At 69.8% G+C, this 13,769-nt stretch carries 19 protein-coding genes; 9 read left to right on the top strand and 10 right to left on the bottom strand.

The genetic code is table 11. The features are described 5' to 3' along the window. The first annotated feature begins 106 nt into the window (after positions 1 to 106). The 3 genes from Ato02nite_RS51660 to Ato02nite_RS18620 all read left to right on the top strand — a co-directional run bounded on the left by Ato02nite_RS51660 (position 107) and on the right by Ato02nite_RS18620 (position 1,113). Entirely contained in the window at positions 107 to 466 is a 360-nt protein-coding gene (locus tag Ato02nite_RS51660; protein ID WP_246607183.1) for a cupredoxin domain-containing protein, read from the top strand. Then, positions 467 to 706: a multicopper oxidase domain-containing protein gene (locus Ato02nite_RS53015; RefSeq protein WP_213007893.1), complete on the top strand. Its 240-nt coding sequence runs from the start codon at positions 467 to 469 to the stop codon at positions 704 to 706. A gap of 221 nt (positions 707 to 927) precedes the next feature. Beyond that, the gene (locus Ato02nite_RS18620; protein WP_213007819.1) at positions 928 to 1,113 is read left to right on the top strand and encodes a hypothetical protein; all 186 of its coding nucleotides are present in this window, start codon (positions 928 to 930) and stop codon (positions 1,111 to 1,113) included. Here Ato02nite_RS18620 and Ato02nite_RS52845 read toward each other — a convergent pair whose 3' ends face one another. The 5 genes from Ato02nite_RS52845 to Ato02nite_RS18595 form a co-directional block, all read right to left on the bottom strand. Beyond that, positions 1,114 to 1,191 carry a hypothetical protein gene (locus Ato02nite_RS52845; protein ID WP_307853833.1) on the bottom strand — a complete coding sequence of 26 codons (78 nt, stop codon included), beginning with the start codon at positions 1,189 to 1,191 and terminating at the stop codon, positions 1,114 to 1,116. Between the two features lie 168 nt (positions 1,192 to 1,359). After that, on the bottom strand, positions 1,360 to 2,889 hold the full coding sequence (locus Ato02nite_RS18610; RefSeq protein ID WP_213007818.1) for an MFS transporter: 1,530 nt from the start codon (positions 2,887 to 2,889) through the stop codon (positions 1,360 to 1,362). After that, positions 2,879 to 3,568: an LppX_LprAFG lipoprotein gene (locus Ato02nite_RS18605; RefSeq protein ID WP_213007817.1), complete on the bottom strand. Its 690-nt coding sequence runs from the start codon at positions 3,566 to 3,568 to the stop codon at positions 2,879 to 2,881. The genes Ato02nite_RS18610 and Ato02nite_RS18605 overlap by 11 nt, the downstream gene beginning before the upstream one ends. Positions 3,569 to 3,613: 45 nt before the next feature. Further along, a complete protein-coding gene (pip, locus tag Ato02nite_RS18600) occupies positions 3,614 to 4,570 on the bottom strand; it encodes a prolyl aminopeptidase (protein ID WP_213007816.1) in 957 nt (318 codons plus the stop codon). A gap of 9 nt (positions 4,571 to 4,579) precedes the next feature. Beyond that, entirely contained in the window at positions 4,580 to 5,179 is a 600-nt protein-coding gene (locus Ato02nite_RS18595) for a hypothetical protein (protein WP_213007815.1), read from the bottom strand. 143 nt (positions 5,180 to 5,322) lie between these two features. Between Ato02nite_RS18595 and Ato02nite_RS18590 the strand changes: the two genes are divergently transcribed. Together Ato02nite_RS18590 and Ato02nite_RS18585 are read left to right on the top strand one after the other, a co-directional pair. Then, on the top strand, positions 5,323 to 6,576 hold the full coding sequence (locus Ato02nite_RS18590) for a sensor histidine kinase (protein ID WP_213007814.1): 1,254 nt from the start codon (positions 5,323 to 5,325) through the stop codon (positions 6,574 to 6,576). Next, complete coding sequence (locus Ato02nite_RS18585) at positions 6,573 to 7,229, top strand: response regulator (protein ID WP_213007813.1); 657 nt, start codon at positions 6,573 to 6,575, stop codon at positions 7,227 to 7,229. The genes Ato02nite_RS18590 and Ato02nite_RS18585 overlap by 4 nt, the downstream gene beginning before the upstream one ends. Before the next feature lie 11 nt (positions 7,230 to 7,240). Here Ato02nite_RS18585 and Ato02nite_RS18580 read toward each other — a convergent pair whose 3' ends face one another. Further along, complete coding sequence (locus tag Ato02nite_RS18580) at positions 7,241 to 8,137, bottom strand: alpha/beta hydrolase family protein (RefSeq protein ID WP_213007812.1); 897 nt, start codon at positions 8,135 to 8,137, stop codon at positions 7,241 to 7,243. Between the two features lie 119 nt (positions 8,138 to 8,256). Between Ato02nite_RS18580 and Ato02nite_RS18575 the strand changes: the two genes are divergently transcribed. Genes Ato02nite_RS18575 through Ato02nite_RS18565 form a run of 3 tightly spaced genes read left to right on the top strand, consistent with a single transcriptional unit; the run spans position 8,257 to position 9,896 of the window. Continuing rightward, positions 8,257 to 8,835: a TetR/AcrR family transcriptional regulator gene (locus tag Ato02nite_RS18575; RefSeq protein ID WP_213007811.1), complete on the top strand. Its 579-nt coding sequence runs from the start codon at positions 8,257 to 8,259 to the stop codon at positions 8,833 to 8,835. 45 nt (positions 8,836 to 8,880) lie between these two features. Beyond that, positions 8,881 to 9,249: a PadR family transcriptional regulator gene (locus Ato02nite_RS18570; protein ID WP_213007810.1), complete on the top strand. Its 369-nt coding sequence runs from the start codon at positions 8,881 to 8,883 to the stop codon at positions 9,247 to 9,249. Further along, entirely contained in the window at positions 9,246 to 9,896 is a 651-nt protein-coding gene (locus Ato02nite_RS18565; RefSeq protein WP_213007809.1) for a hypothetical protein, read from the top strand. The genes Ato02nite_RS18570 and Ato02nite_RS18565 overlap by 4 nt, the downstream gene beginning before the upstream one ends. On the opposite strand, the gene Ato02nite_RS18560 is transcribed toward Ato02nite_RS18565, so the two are convergent. Continuing rightward, positions 9,870 to 10,271 (bottom strand): DUF6010 family protein, encoded by a 402-nt coding sequence (locus Ato02nite_RS18560; protein ID WP_246607182.1) that lies wholly within the window; start codon positions 10,269 to 10,271, stop codon positions 9,870 to 9,872. The two genes, Ato02nite_RS18565 and Ato02nite_RS18560, sit on opposite strands and share 27 nt — an antisense overlap. A gap of 122 nt (positions 10,272 to 10,393) precedes the next feature. Here Ato02nite_RS18560 and Ato02nite_RS18555 point away from each other — a divergent pair, with 122 nt between their 5' ends. After that, on the top strand, positions 10,394 to 10,795 hold the full coding sequence (locus tag Ato02nite_RS18555) for a DUF2283 domain-containing protein (protein ID WP_213007808.1): 402 nt from the start codon (positions 10,394 to 10,396) through the stop codon (positions 10,793 to 10,795). Here Ato02nite_RS18555 and Ato02nite_RS18550 read toward each other — a convergent pair. The 3 genes from Ato02nite_RS18550 to Ato02nite_RS18540 all read right to left on the bottom strand — a co-directional run bounded on the left by Ato02nite_RS18550 (position 10,761) and on the right by Ato02nite_RS18540 (position 13,625). Beyond that, positions 10,761 to 11,201, bottom strand: a complete 441-nt coding sequence (locus Ato02nite_RS18550) for an OsmC family protein (protein WP_213007807.1) — start codon at positions 11,199 to 11,201, stop codon at positions 10,761 to 10,763. The genes Ato02nite_RS18555 and Ato02nite_RS18550 overlap by 35 nt on opposite strands. A 547-nt stretch (positions 11,202 to 11,748) precedes the next feature. After that, positions 11,749 to 12,102, bottom strand: a complete 354-nt coding sequence (locus Ato02nite_RS18545; RefSeq protein ID WP_213007806.1) for a hypothetical protein — start codon at positions 12,100 to 12,102, stop codon at positions 11,749 to 11,751. Between the two features lie 533 nt (positions 12,103 to 12,635). Then, a complete protein-coding gene (locus Ato02nite_RS18540) occupies positions 12,636 to 13,625 on the bottom strand; it encodes a LacI family DNA-binding transcriptional regulator (RefSeq protein ID WP_213007891.1) in 990 nt (329 codons plus the stop codon). Positions 13,626 to 13,769: the final 144 nt, after the last annotated feature.

Here is a 13,769-nt window from a genome sequence, read left to right as displayed (position 1 = left end):
TACCGGCTACGACTGCTCAATGCCTGCAACGCCCGCCGTCTATCGCTACACCTCGACCCGCCACCCTCGCCCGGCATCGTGCAGATCGGCACGGACGGCGGCTTGCTTGCCGCCTGTACCACACGACCATCTCGAACTCGCGCCCGCGCAACGCTTCGACGTCCTCATCGACTTCTCGACCTACCCGCCGGGCACGCGCATCACCATGGCCAACGGCTTCGACACCGGAGCAATGGGCCAGGTCATGCAGTTTGTCGTTGCCGACAGCGGGCCCGAACCGTTCACCGTCCCCGCCGAACTCTCCACCATCACCGAGCTGCACGAACGCGACGCCGTCACCACCCGCAAATTCGACTTCCGCATCGGTGACGTGAACAACCACGACGGCTGGCTCATCTCCCACATGGCGTTCGACCCCGACACCATCGCCGCCCACGTCAGACTCGGCACCACCGAGATCTGGTAACTGCACTCCGACTTCCACCACCCCGTACACATCCATCTGAGCCCTTTCCAAGTCCTCGCCCGCGGCAGCGAAGGACCCGGCCCTTACGACACCGGCTGGAAAGACACCATCGACCTACGCCCCGGCGAACAAGCCGAAATCCTCATCAGGTTCGACGGATATCCCGGCAAATACGTCGTCCACTGCCACAATCTCGAACACGAAGACATGGCCATGATGGCCAACTTCGTCACCACCTGAGAACCGCTGACCGAGCTGGGGCGTTGGTGGCCGAGGCCCGGGAGCGGGGCTTGGAGCTGACCGGCCGGACGGGCGACCGCTACTGCCTGATGCCAGAAACACCGTTCGCGTTACGGACCCGAGTCGACACACCTCGCATAACCGGACAACTCGGTCGGCGAGTGGGTCCTGGCGAGCGGGTAGCGTTGTTTGGGTAACCGGCTCACGGGAGGACCGCGGCTATGGCATTGAGTGCGGACATGTTGTCTCCGGCCATGATCGGCGTGGCGGCGGGGATGGTGGGTGCGGTGGGCTTGGCCGCGCGGGCGCTGAAGGCTCGGGTGGTTCGGGTCGTGATGGTCGTCGACAAGAACGGCCGGGTGCATGAGCTGCCTGAGGACGATCCGCGAATTTCGTCGCGGCTCTAGTCAGGCTGGGGTCAGCAGGCAGAACTCGTTGCCTTCCGGGTCGGCCAGGACCGTCCACGGGATGTCGGCCCGGCGCAGGTCGACCGTGGTGGCGCCGAGCGTCTGCAGTCTGGTCGCCTCGGCCGCACGCCCGGTCCTTCGTTGGAGATTGCCCAGCCGAGCGCCTCCGCCCGGAAAGCGCCCAGCGCTGCGTCGTCCCTGGCCTTCATGTTGATCTGCACCAGCCGCGTTGCCATGCCGGCGATGCTAGACGGGGTTGGTGGTGGGCCGGCCGCCCAGCAGCAGGCCGAGCAGGGCGCCCACTGCGCAGAGGGCGGCCGTGACCAGGAAGATCTCTCGGTATTCGGTTTGCAGGGCGGCCTTCAGCGCCACCTCGTAGACGGCCAGCCGGTCGCGGTATTCGGCCGGGTCCACGCCGAACGGCAGCGGGGTGTTCAGGGTTGCGGTCAGTGCCTGGAAGCGGTGCAGGCCCCACGCGGTCAGCGCGGCGACGCCCAGCAGCATGCCGACCATCCGGGCGACGACCGCGGCCGCCGAGGCCACGCCGTGCCGGTCGGGGGGCGTCACGCGCAGCACCGCCGCGGCCAGCGGTGCGATGACCAGGCCCAGGCCGAGGCCGGCTATCGCCAGGTCGGTGTCGAGGCGGGGCAGGATTCCGGCGTAGCGGGCCGCGAGCACGTCGGCCGGCCAGTAGGCGATCAGCCCGTACCCGCAAGCGGCCGTCAGCAGGCCGATCAGGGTGACCAGACGCTCGCCCAGGCGGGCGAGCACCGCGCCGCCGAGCACGGCGCCGACCGGCAGGGCGATCAGGAAGCGGGTGAGCAGCAGCGTGCCGCCGAACGCGTCCCGGCCGAGCAGTGTCTGCGCGACCAGCTGGACGTCGACGAGCGTCACCATCAGGGCCGCGCCGGTGCAGAAACTCGCGCCGAGCGCGGCGACGAAAGGCACCATGCGTACGCCCGCCGGGTCGAACAGCTTGGTGCGGGACCGGCTTTCCCACAAACCAAAAATTACGAGTACGGCTACCGCCGCGCCGAGGGTCGAGGGGCCCCACGTCGGCAGCACCGCGCGTGCCGGATCCGGGTTGTAGAGGCCGACTACCAGCAGGGCCAGACCGGTGGCGAGCAGGATGCCGCCGAGGACGTCGACGCCGGGCCGGTGCGGTCGGGCGGCGGTTTCCCGGGGGAGCGCGAACAGCACGGCGACGGCGGCCAGCGCGGCCAGCGGAATGTTGATCCAGAAGATGCCCCGCCAGCCGATCAGCGCGGCCACCGCACCGCCGTAGATCGGGCCGAGCACGCTGCCCAACTCCTGCGCGGCGCCGACCGCGCCGAGGACGACCGCGCGGCGGTGCTGCGCCGTCCAGAGGTCGCCGGCCAGGGCCATCGTCACCGGCAGCAGCGCGCCGCCGACCAGCCCCTGCAACCCGCGGCCGACCACCAGCCAGTGGATCGACTCACCCGAGCCGGCCGTCATCGCCGAACCCGCGGCGAAGCCGCCCAGGCAGACCACGATGACCGTACGGCGGCCGAACCGATCGGAGAGCGAACCGAGCAGCGGCATGCCGGCCACGTAACCGAGCAGATAGCCGGTCACGATCGGGGTGGCGCGCTCGAGCCGGTTGAGCGGGATGTGCACGTCGGCCAGGATGTCGGTCAGAACGGTCACCACGACGTACGCGTCAAGCGCCGCAAGCAGGACGGTGGCGCCACCGACGCTGATCGCCAGGCGCCGCCGGGCCGAGGCCGGCGCGGCGGCCGTGGCGCTAGGGCGCACTGATCGTCACCGGTGCGTCGAACTCCTTGAACGTCACCGTGGCCGTGCCGCCGGACAGCGTGAAGGCGGCCTTGAGCAGGCGCTTGTCGGCATCGGCGATCCACAGTTTCGCCGGGATGCTGCCGGTCAGGCCGGGGATCAGCCCGGCCAGGTCGGTGCCGGTCGTGGTCACCGCGACGCGCCAGGCGTCCTTGCCGTCGACCTGTTCGGACGCCTCGGTGGTGGCGCCGGTGGCCGAGCCGAGCACCTTGGCGATGCCACGCTCGGGGTCGAGGATCGCCGACGGGTCGTAGACGTTGGCGGCGAGGGTGAGCGGCAGCGCCTGGTAACCGCCGGTCGGTCCCTTCAGGTAGAGCTTGTCGCCGACGATCACGAACTCCAGCTCGACGGCCGCGCCGGACTGCTCGACCTGCGCGGTGCCCTTCGCGCTGCCCTCCTTGGTCAGCGTGCCCTCGGCGCGGCGCAGGCTGAGCCCGGCGACCTCGCCCTCGGCGGTGATCAGGAACTGCGCGGTCCTGATCTCACGCATCGCCGTGGCGGACTCCTTCACCAGCGCGTCGCCCGCCGGCAGGTTCGCCGCCGGCGCCGTACTTCCGCTGGTCGTGGCCTTGTCAGGGGTGCACGCGACCAGCACGAACAGAACGGCGGACAGCGCGAGGACGGGGCGGAGTCGGGACATACCGCGAATGCTAGACCGGCACGCAAGTCGGCCATCCGCTCCCCGTCAGGCAGCGCCGAAGTGGTCCAGGGCGTCGATGACCACGTCGCCGACGCCGCGGGCGGTACCGTGGCCGGCCTCGTCGATCAGCTCCAACCGCACCCCGGGCCAGAGCTGGGCGAGCCGCCACGGGATGTCGGCGGGGCTGCCGAGGTCCAGCCGGCCGTGCACGAGCACGCCGGGAATGCCGGCGAGCCGGTGTGCGCCCGCCATCAGCTCGCCGTCGGCGAACCAGCCGTCGTGCGCCCAGTAGTGGGTGACCAGGCGGGTGAAGGTCATCCGGAACGCCGGGTCCTCGTACCGGGGGTCGGGCCGGCTGCCCGGCACGTTGGAGACCAGCGCGTCCTCCCAGGCGCACCAGGCTCGCGCGGCCCGGTCCCGTACGGTCTCGTCGGGGTCGGCCAGCAGCCGGGCGTAGGCGGCCGGCAGGTTGCCGTCGCGGTCCGCCGCCGGCACCGCGTCGCGGAACCGTTCCCACTGCTCGGGGAAGATCCGCCCGAGGTCGCGGGTGAGCCAGCGATGCTCGGCCGGGGTGCTCGTGACGACGCTGAACAGCACCACCTCGCTCACCCGGTCGGGGTGCCGCTGGGCGTAGCCGAGGCCGAGCGCGCTGCCCCACGACCCGCCGAGCAGCAACCAGCGGTCGATCTCCAGGTGAGTGCGCAACTTTTCGATGTCGGCCAGCAGATGCGGCATCGTGTTGGTCGACAGGTCGGTGCGCACGTCGCCCGCGTCGGGCGTGCTGCGCTCGCAGCCGCGCTGGTCGAACAGGACCACCCGGTAGATCGCCGGGTCGAAGAACCGCCGCCAAAAGGCACCGGCTCCCGAGCCGGGGCCACCATGCAGCACCAGCGCCGGTTTGCCGAGCGGGTTGCCGCAGCTCTCCCAGTAGACGGAGTGCCCGTCGCCGACGTCGAGCATGCCGTGCGCGAATGGTTCGATCTCGGGATAGAGGCGGCTCATTCCGATGATTCAACCGTAGATCACGGTCAGAGTCAGGGGTGCCAGTGCGCCTTCCGTGTTGCCGATGACCATCAGCATCAGCAGCAGACTGGCGACGGCCGACAGGACACCGGCGCACAGCATCAGCCGGACCGGTCGGCCGGTGGTGGACCGGCGGATGAGCGTTCGCCAGAGATACCCGGTGAGCGTCACGAATGCCACGAGCAGAACAGCGCAGATGACGGCCTTCGGTCGCTGCCACGCGAGACGGTCGTCGATCGCCAGCTGGAGCTGCGGTGAGATCTGAGCGCTGCCGGCCCGGATCCAGGCCTCGCCGAGCGGGGAGAAGGTCGTTCCGGAAAGCGTCTTACGAGGGTTGGCGACGCTGGTCACATTGGCCCAGAGGGCGACGGCCATAAACAGCAGCAGAAACAGGCTTGCCGTTCCGAAGGAGAGATAGGTGCGCCGCTCGAAGGTGCGGCGAGGAGCCCGTTTGAATCGCTTCCAGGAAAATACGCAGAGGAGCAGCAGAAGGAGTGTGAAAAGGCCGCCTACGACGAGGAATACGATGTGGTAATTCCGATCGTCGGCCAGGACCCGATCATAGGCGGCGTTCGCGGTGAATGGCATGAATACGAACGTACGGAAAGCGGATCGGGAAAACCTCGGGCCTCGGGATGGTCTCCTGCGGCGGAGTCTCCTCATAAAGGGGGAGACGAAGTTCAGCCCGGGGTCGGACGGATTCCGGCGGCCGGTTACCTAGGCTGGCCCACATGACGCTTCGGCACGTGCTGGCGTGGTGGCACGCCTGGTTGTCGGACGGTCCGCGCCCCACCGCGCCGAGCCGGGCCGCGAGCCGGGCCGCCGCGATGATCGGCCGGCACCCCCTGGCGGCCGATGTGGTGCTGGCGGTGGTCGCCGCGGCCGGGACGCTGCCTCAGATCTACTATCACGCCACCCACCCGGACCCGCAGTTCGGCCTGTTGGTGCTGTTCAGCGCCCTGCTGGTGGTCCCGCTGAGCTGGCGCCGCCGATTCCCGGTCACGACGTTCGCCTTCGCGGCGGCCGTCGCGCTGGCTCATTGGCTGGCCGGGGTGCAGGTGGCGGCCGACCTGACCCTGTTGATCTACCTCTACACCGTGGCGAGCCGTTGTCCGATGCGGGTGGCGATCGTCGCGGCCGGCGTGATCGAGGTGGGTGCTCTGCTGGTCGCCGTCCGCCGGCCGGAGACCGGGCTGTGGGCCGGGACCGCCTCGTGGGCCGGGACGTTCGTGCTGCTGTCCGCTCCGGTGGTCGCCGTCCTGACGCTGGGGCTCAGCGTGCGGTACAGGCGCAGTGCCCTGCACGCCCTCACCCAGCGGGCGGCCCAGCAGGCCATGATCGCCGCGGCCGCCGAGCGGGCCCGCATCGCCCGGGAGATGCACGACGTGGTCGCCCACAGCCTGTCGGTCATGGTGACGCTGTCCGAGGGGGCCGTCCGCAAGCAGGCGGCCGAACCGCACCGGGCCGGCGAGGCGATGCGCCAGGTGGCGGTCACCGGGCGCCAGGCCCTCGGCGAGATGCGCCGGCTGCTCGGCGTGCTGCACACCGAGGAGGCCCTGGCCGACCGCCGGCCGCAGCCCGGCCTCGCGCAGCTCGACGACCTGCTCGATCAGGTTCGGTCGACCGGCCTGACCGTCACATCGGCCGTCACCGGCGTGCCCACCGCCATGCCGCCGGGCGCCGAGTTGGCGGTCTACCGCATCGTGCAGGAAGCCCTGACCAACACGCTCAAGCACGCGATCGGCCCCCGCCGGGTCGGTGTCGCCATCGCCCACCGGCCCGGCTCGGTGACCGTCGAGGTGCATGACGACGGGGCTCCCGCGGTGGGCCGCCCGAACACCGGGCACGGGCTGGCCGGCATGCGCGAACGGGCCGCGGTCTACGCCGGCACGGTCAGCGCCGGACCGGATCCCAGCGGCGGATGGCGCGTCCGCGCCGACCTGGCCCTGCCGGTCGAGGCCGTGGCGGGCGGGACCGCCCGATGACGATCCGCCTGCTCCTGGCCGACGACCAGGCCCTGATCAGGACCGGTTTCCGGATGATTCTCGAGGAGACCGACGACATCGACATCGTCGGCGAGGCCCCGGACGGCGCCGAGGCGGTCCGGCTGGCCGCCGAACTACGCCCGGACGTGACGCTCATGGACGTCCGGATGCCCGGCGTCGACGGGATCGAGGCCACCCGCCGGATCGTGGCCCGCGAGCCGGCCGCCCGCGTGCTCATCCTGACCACCTTCGACCTCGACGAGTACGCCTTCGCGGCACTGCGGGCCGGCGCCAGCGGGTTCGTCCTCAAGGACGTGCCGGTCGACGAGCTGGCCCGGGCCATCCGCGCGGTGGCCGACGGCGACGCGGTCGTCTCACCGCGTATCACCCGGCGCCTGCTCGACGTCCACGCCGCCCACCTGCCGGGCCCGTCCACCGAGCATGTGCGCGCGGCTCTCGACCAGCTCACCCCGCGCGAGCGGGAGGTGCTGCGGGCGGTGGCGGCCGGATTGTCCAACGCCGAGATCGCCGACCAACTGGTGGTGTCGGACGCGACGGTCAAGACGCACGTCGGCAGCGTCCTGGCCAAACTGAACCTGCGTAACCGCGTGCACGCCGTCATTTTCGCGTACGACATCGGCCTCGTCCGATAAGGGTGTCAGCGTCATTGCTTCCCTGAGTCGATGCGGCCGGCCGCTCCGGCGGTGGCGATCGCGGCGTCCCACGCGGTGGTGTCGATGCCGAGCTCCGTCCGCAGGAACGCCGTCGAGGTGCGGCGGACCAGGTCGACGCGCTCCGGGCTCTCGTCGGTGGTGTCGGCGGCCTGATAGGCGTGGATGCCGCCGAGCGAGTGCCGGCCGCCGAACACCGTGACCAGGCTCCGCGCGCCGGGGCTGAGCCGGTAGACGTCGGTGAACCAGTCCGGGCCGCGGGTGGAGAGCGCCGACTGGTCGTCGTCGCCCGCGATGACCAGGGTCGGCGTCTTCAGCTGGGTGAAGTCCGGGCTCATGAACGCGAAGTTCTCCTTCGCGAACGGGACGAGATCGTCCCCGCCGAGCCCGGTCGTGGCCAGCAGGACGCCGGCCTTCACCCGGTGGTCGGTGCGGTCCTCGCCGGGCTGCCCGTCCGGGCCGATGACGCGGGCGCCGAGCAGCATGCCGACGGACTGGCCGCCCCAGGAGTGGCCGGCGACCGCGAGGCGTTCCGGGTCGACCCGGCCGGCCAGCCCAGGCACCGCGGCGACGATCGTGCCGAGGTCCTCAATGACGCGCTCGAGGTCGTCGATCCGGGTCCGCCAGATGGTGGGGTAACGCGGGTCGGCGGGGGTGAGGCCGAGCGTCGCGGAATCGAGGAAGGTCGGCTGGACGACGACGAAACCGTTCGCCGCCCAGTGGTCGACGAGCGGATCGTAGGAGTCCATCGCCTGGCCGTAGCCGTGCGCGAAGACGATGACCGGCAGACCGGAGCCGGCCGCCGGGGCGGAGACGCGGACCTGGAGGTCGTCACCACGGCCGGGCACGGCCAGGACAACGGGCTTGAGGGACAGGATCTGATCAGGCATGGGGTGTCCTCAGGGATTCGGAGCGGTGCTCCACTTCAACGTACGGAGCGCTGTTCCGTTTTTCAAGGGCGGATCGGAGCCTTGCTCCGTTTTTGACTGTGACGTGGCACAATCCCCGGATGGAGCCGAAGCGCCGGGCGGACGTCGAGCGGAACGAGCGGGCGCTGCTGGACGCCGCCGCCAGGGTGTTCGCCACCTCCGGGGTCGGTGCCACGGTCCGCGAGGTGGCCGCGGCCGCCGGGGTGGGCATGGGCACTCTCTACCGGCACTTCCCGACCCGGGCGGACCTGATGGTCGCGGTCTACCGGCATCAGATCGACGCGTGTGCGGAAGCCGGCCCCGCCCTGCTGGCCGCGGCGCCGTCGCCGTTCGCCGCGCTGCTCGACTGGGTCCACCTCTTCGTCGACTTCCTCGCCACCAAGCACGGCGTGGCCAAGGTGTGGCAGGGCGACGCCGCCGGTTACACCGCGCTGCATCAACTCTTCCTCGATCGCCTGGTCCCGGTCCTGTCCGATCTGCTGGCCGCGGCCACCGAATCCGGCGAGGTGGTGGCGGACATCCGGGCCTATGAGCTGATCCGGGCCGTCGGCGACCTGGTCGCCTGGGCTGTCCAGGACCCCAATTACGACGTACGCCGGATCGTCACGCTTTTGATCTCGGGTCTGCGTCAGCCTCAGCCCGAACGGCCGGCGGGCTAGGGCCGGTATTGTGCGGCGCCTAATAGCGCGACTATTATGTGTCACATGATAGACGGCGGGGAGGCGGACCGGCAGGCTCAGCTGCTGCGCGGTGCGCTCGACATGTGCCTGCTGGCGCTGCTCTCGGAGCGGCCGGCCCACGGCTATGAGCTGGTGCAGCGGGTCGGCGAGGCGGGCTTTCCGTCGGTCGGTTACGGCACGATCTATCCGCTGCTGACCCGCATGCGGCGGCTCGGCCTGGTCGCCCAGGAAGTGCAGGACAGCCCGCACGGCCCGGCCCGCAAGGTCTACGCGGTCTCCGACGCCGGGCATGCGCGGCTCACCGATTGGACCGCGCAATGGAACGAATTCGTCGACGTCGTGGGCAGCGTGCTGGCCGGCGGCGTTCCCAGCGAGGCGAGGAGCCAGCAATGACCATCGACGAGGCCATCACCGCCGCCGGCCAGGAGTGGCGCCGGCTGGGCGTGCCCGCGCGGGACCGTCAGGCACTCGCCGCCGACCTGCGGCTCGACCTCGAAGCCGCGGTGGCCGACGGCGTGCCCGCCGACCAGCTGATCGACGGTGACGTCACCGTCTTCGCCCGCCGGCTGGTCGAGGAGTCCGGGGTGCGGCATGTGCCGGCGCGCTACGGCCAGATCGCCGCGACCGCGCTGGCCGGTGCGGTGGTCGGAGTGCTTGTCGGGGTGCTCGTCGTGGCCGGGCTCTACATGATCCTGGTGCGGCTGTTCAACCTGCCGGGCGACTTCAACGCGCCCGTGGCGGTCGCGGCCGGCATCTACTACGGCGGCATCGGGCTGGTCGCCCTGGCCGGCGCGGTCATCGGCGTACTGATCCTGCTCCGCCACGTCCCCGCCATCGGCCGCACCGCGGCGGCGATCACCGTGCTGGTCCCGCTGAGCGCGATCGTCATGGTCCCGCTTCTCATGCTGTTCGCCCGCGCGACCGGCTACAGCACCGCGATCTCCATCGTCCTGATCGAGATCGCACTGTCGATCGCCGGCTTCGCCGCCGTGACCACCCTGGCCCGCCGCTGGTCACTCACCCGCCTTTTGAAAGGCTAGGAGGGCCTTCGGAGATCGCCCGCCGGTGAAACACCAGAGGGCGATCACCGGGTCACAGATGGCGCATCCGAATGACGAGTCGTGCACTGACGGGATCAACGGGTCGCCACGCCGGTGATGCAGGACGTCCCAGACGGTGTGCAGGAGCCAGCCGATACCGATGAAAGCCCACGATCGCAGTCCGATGTAGGCGACGGCGGTCATCAGCGCGGTGAAGGCGAGCTCGCCCAGACCAAAACTGCCACCACTGATGTACGCGGCTCCGGCACCCCCGACGACAACCGCGTTGAATCGGCGGCGATGCGGCTCGGGAATGAGCGAGCAGGCTCCGGCCCAGATGAGCCCAATGACTACCGGTACGACGTAACGCAACATGTCCACTCATCATCTCGCCGACGGGACGGTGCGCCTTGAACCTAGGAGCGCTGCGGAGCCGTCGACATGGGCGCGGGTGCCATGTTCCAACGGAATATCGCCAAGGCGGCGGGACATGCCTCATGCGGTTCAAGTACGACAGCGAGGCGAACGTCGCCCACATCGCCATCGAAGAGGACATGCCCGATGGATCGGCCGTCGAGAATCTCGTCGTAGAGCACCCGGGCCGCGGCGATATCGTTCTCGAATTCGACATCGAGGGACGGCTGCTGGGCGTGGAGATAGTGCGGCTGCCATGGCAGCAGCGGATCAGCCTCAGCGCTTACTTTGCCGTCGTCGCAACGAACGGACGATCATGTTCGAAGGGCGTTTCCTGGGCCCGGCTCGCTCCCCACGCCGCAAGCTATTTCCTGGCCGCTGTGATCGCCGACTTTGGTCATGGCGCACCACGGGCGGCACAAGCGTCACGAAACGCCACGGCCCGGCCGCTCAGTCGGTTGGCGGCGGTGCGGTGTGGGTGTTGACCGGAGTGCCGAGCTCGACCGTTCGCGAGACGGTGCAGAGCCGGTCGTGCGACATTTGCACCGCGCGCGGCAGCGCCTGCCGGGCCGCGTCGCCGGCGGCGCCTTCCGGGAACGTGATGCCTAGCTCGATGGCCAGGTTGATCAGCCGATTGCCGGCGGTCTCGTCGCGGATTTTGTCGCCGGTGACGTGGACGGAGAAGCTGTCCGGCTCCGCGCGCTTACTGGTGATGTAGTCGACATCGGCGCCGGTGCAGCCACCGAGCGCCGCGAGCAGCAGCTCGACCGGGGTGAAGTCGCTGCCGTCGCCGGTGCCGATCGTTATCGTGCCGCCGCGGGTGTTGCTTACCTCGTACTGGCCGAGGCCGGTGCGCTGCAGGGCCACGGAGCGCTGCGTCTTGTCCGCCATGCCGTTGAACCTATCTCACCATGATCGCGGCGCCCCTGGCTACTTGCTCGGCGGCGGTCATCGAATTCCCGGTATTGGCATGATCATCTGTTGGCGAATGGTCGTCCGGGTGCGGGATAATTTATTCATGAGGCAGCTGGAGTTCTTCACCAGAACTGAAGTTGCCGCTATGCGCGACCGCACAAAAGCACGTAATTATTGGGCGGGCAGAGAAGAATTTCGTTGTGAACATGAACGCCATCGGCGGTGGGGTCTATTACGGCGCCATGCGCGGAAACTGTGCCGGTCGCACGGCTGTTCCCGCGCCTGCGGAGAGTTGGGCCTGCACGATTCGGACGACCGTGTCCCACCGCTGATCTGGCCGGACCAGGCCACCCGCGAGCGCTCGCCGTCTCCCTCGGCAGCCGGCCTCGAAATCTCGACCGGCCAAGATCGGCCGCCGGGTCACGAGCGACCGTCCGGCCACACCCCGGGCCCGGGTGAGATCGAAGGCCCAGGCTTAGTTGAGGGCCCGGGTCGGACCGAAGGCCCAAGTTGGGCTGAGGGCCTAGGTCGGGCTGAGGGCCCAGGCCGGACCGGAGGCCCGGGTCGGGTTGAGGGCCCGGGCCGGGTTGAAGGCCCAGGCCGGGTTGAGGGCCTGGGTCGGGTTGAAGGCCCGGGCAGGGTTGAGGGCCTGGGTCGGGTTGAGGGCCCAGGTCGGGTTGAAGGCCCGGGCGGGGTTGAGGGCCCGGGTCGGACCGAAGGTCGAAGTCGAGCTGAGGGCCCGGGGCGGGCTGAGCGCCCAGGTCGGATCCAAGGCCCTGGCCGCAGCGATCTGGGCGGTCTGGCTGTGTCTGCGCTTCAGGCCACACCCACCGGTAGTCAGGGCGTCGACGACCACGCTGATCTCGCGGGCTGTCACCAAGGATTCCGCGAACCGGGCGGACTATGTCAACCCGTTCGAAGCCGTCGCGCAGCCGACCCCCGACGGCGATCTGAAGGCAACCTCGACCGGCATGCGCCGCCGGCCTCATCCGTTGCGGCGGCCCAGCGCCGGCGGCGGCTCCGGGCACGCCACGACAGAACAGCCATGGTCGGGAGCCGGCCGACACGCGCGAAGAACAGGCGCCGAGCCCCGAGTAATCGCCTTGGAAATAATGCCGTGACCCTCGCGCAATTGACCAGACCGAGCGTTGTCGGAATGCGCGGACCGCCCGTATCGGAAACAAAGTCGGGCGCCGCGAAAGCGTCCTCGACGACAGCGAAAACAAGCGCGGCCGCCTCCCGGCCTGCCCGAATTCGCTGCCCGTCGCAGTGCGGCAGGTGGGCCCTGCCGGATCATGGGCTCGTCAGGGACGGACCGAGTGGCTCGCGGCAGGATTTCGGGGCCTGAAGACCGGGCAGCAATCGTGCCCGGCCGGCCTGGGCGAGATCGGCCCACGCTGCGGAGCTGCGTCAGTCGAGTGGGGCTGTGGACTCCCGGGTGATCAGGCGGGGTGCGACGGTCTCTACGCCGGAGCCCAGGGTGCCGTCGATGGCTGCGAAAAGGCGTTGGGCGGCCAGTCGGCCCAGTGCCTCCAGGTTCATGTCGATGGTGGTCAGTGGTGGGCGGGCGTTGACGGCGAGGATGTTCCAGTTGTCGAAGCCGATCACCGCTACCTGGGTGGGGACCGCTAGTTTTTCCTGGTGCAGTACGTCCAGGACGCCTCGGGCTATCTCGTCGGAGCCGGCGAAGATGGCGTCGATGTCGGGGTCTCGTTGTAGCAGCATGCGGGTCGCGCCTCGGCCCCACGCCTCGGACCATGCGCCGAACCACACCTGGTCGCCGGCCAGCGGCAAGCCTTCCTCGGCCAGCCGGTCCAGGGCGCCCCTGGCCCTGTCCTGCGCGGCCCCGTAGGACGGGTCGCCGGTGATGTGGGCGATTCGCCGCCGGCCGTGCCGGATCAGGTGGTCTACGGCCATTCTGCCGCCGCCGACGTTGTCGGTTACCAGGGACAGGTCGGCCGGGTCGTCGGAGGGGGAGTAGGCGTAGATGACCGGCACCGGCAGGTCGCGGCCCAGGGAGGGCCGGGCGTCGGGGCGGGCGCCTACGACGATCAGCCCGTCGACCCGGCGGGACAGCAGCGCGCGCAGATGATGCCGTTCGCGCAGATTGTCGCCTCGCGCGTCGCAGAGGAACACTGACGTCTGGTCGGAGCCGAACGCGTCCTCGGCGCCCATCAGGATCGGAATCGAGAATCGGCCTTCCAGGTCGGAGGTCAGCAGGCCGACCGTTCCGCTGCGCTGTGTGATCAACCCCTGGGCGAGGGTGTTGGGCGAGAACGACAGCTGCTCCGCGGCCTGAAGGACCCTGGTCCGGGTCTCGGCGCGGACCTGCGGCTGGTTGTTGAGCGCCTTCGACGCGGTGGCGATGGAGACGCCGGCGAGCTTGGCGACGTCACGCAGCGTGGCCCGGCCGGTCTGTCGTGGACCGTCCGCGGTGGAGGGCTGCTCAGTCGAGCCTCTTGACAACGGTTTTTCCTCCGTATTACGTTCCTGAAAACCTTTTCGGTCTTCCGCAAACTCCCCCGGAAAACGCCCTTCAGCTGC

The organism is Paractinoplanes toevensis, assembly GCF_018332695.1.
GTDB classification, from domain to species: Bacteria; Actinomycetota; Actinomycetes; order Mycobacteriales; family Micromonosporaceae; genus Actinoplanes; species Actinoplanes toevensis.
The sequence above is the reverse complement of the archived record's forward strand: the minus strand, read 5'-3'. Positions and strand labels throughout refer to the sequence as shown.

Coding starts and splice junctions, on each gene's coding strand:
- Ato02nite_RS18620 (WP_213007819.1), top strand. CDS start 928: ATGGCATTGAGTGCGGACATGTTGTCTCCGGCCATGATCGGCGTGGCG.
- Ato02nite_RS18605 (WP_213007817.1), bottom strand. CDS start 3,568: ATGTCCCGACTCCGCCCCGTCCTCGCGCTGTCCGCCGTTCTGTTCGTG.
- pip (WP_213007816.1), bottom strand. CDS start 4,570: ATGAGCCGCCTCTATCCCGAGATCGAACCATTCGCGCACGGCATGCTC.
- Ato02nite_RS18595 (WP_213007815.1), bottom strand. CDS start 5,179: ATGCCATTCACCGCGAACGCCGCCTATGATCGGGTCCTGGCCGACGAT.
- Ato02nite_RS18590 (WP_213007814.1), top strand. CDS start 5,323: ATGACGCTTCGGCACGTGCTGGCGTGGTGGCACGCCTGGTTGTCGGAC.
- Ato02nite_RS18585 (WP_213007813.1), top strand. CDS start 6,573: ATGACGATCCGCCTGCTCCTGGCCGACGACCAGGCCCTGATCAGGACC.
- Ato02nite_RS18580 (WP_213007812.1), bottom strand. CDS start 8,137: ATGCCTGATCAGATCCTGTCCCTCAAGCCCGTTGTCCTGGCCGTGCCC.
- Ato02nite_RS18575 (WP_213007811.1), top strand. CDS start 8,257: ATGGAGCCGAAGCGCCGGGCGGACGTCGAGCGGAACGAGCGGGCGCTG.
- Ato02nite_RS18570 (WP_213007810.1), top strand. CDS start 8,881: ATGATAGACGGCGGGGAGGCGGACCGGCAGGCTCAGCTGCTGCGCGGT.
- Ato02nite_RS18565 (WP_213007809.1), top strand. CDS start 9,246: ATGACCATCGACGAGGCCATCACCGCCGCCGGCCAGGAGTGGCGCCGG.
- Ato02nite_RS18560 (WP_246607182.1), bottom strand. CDS start 10,271: ATGTTGCGTTACGTCGTACCGGTAGTCATTGGGCTCATCTGGGCCGGA.
- Ato02nite_RS18555 (WP_213007808.1), top strand. CDS start 10,394: ATGCGGTTCAAGTACGACAGCGAGGCGAACGTCGCCCACATCGCCATC.
- Ato02nite_RS18550 (WP_213007807.1), bottom strand. CDS start 11,201: ATGGCGGACAAGACGCAGCGCTCCGTGGCCCTGCAGCGCACCGGCCTC.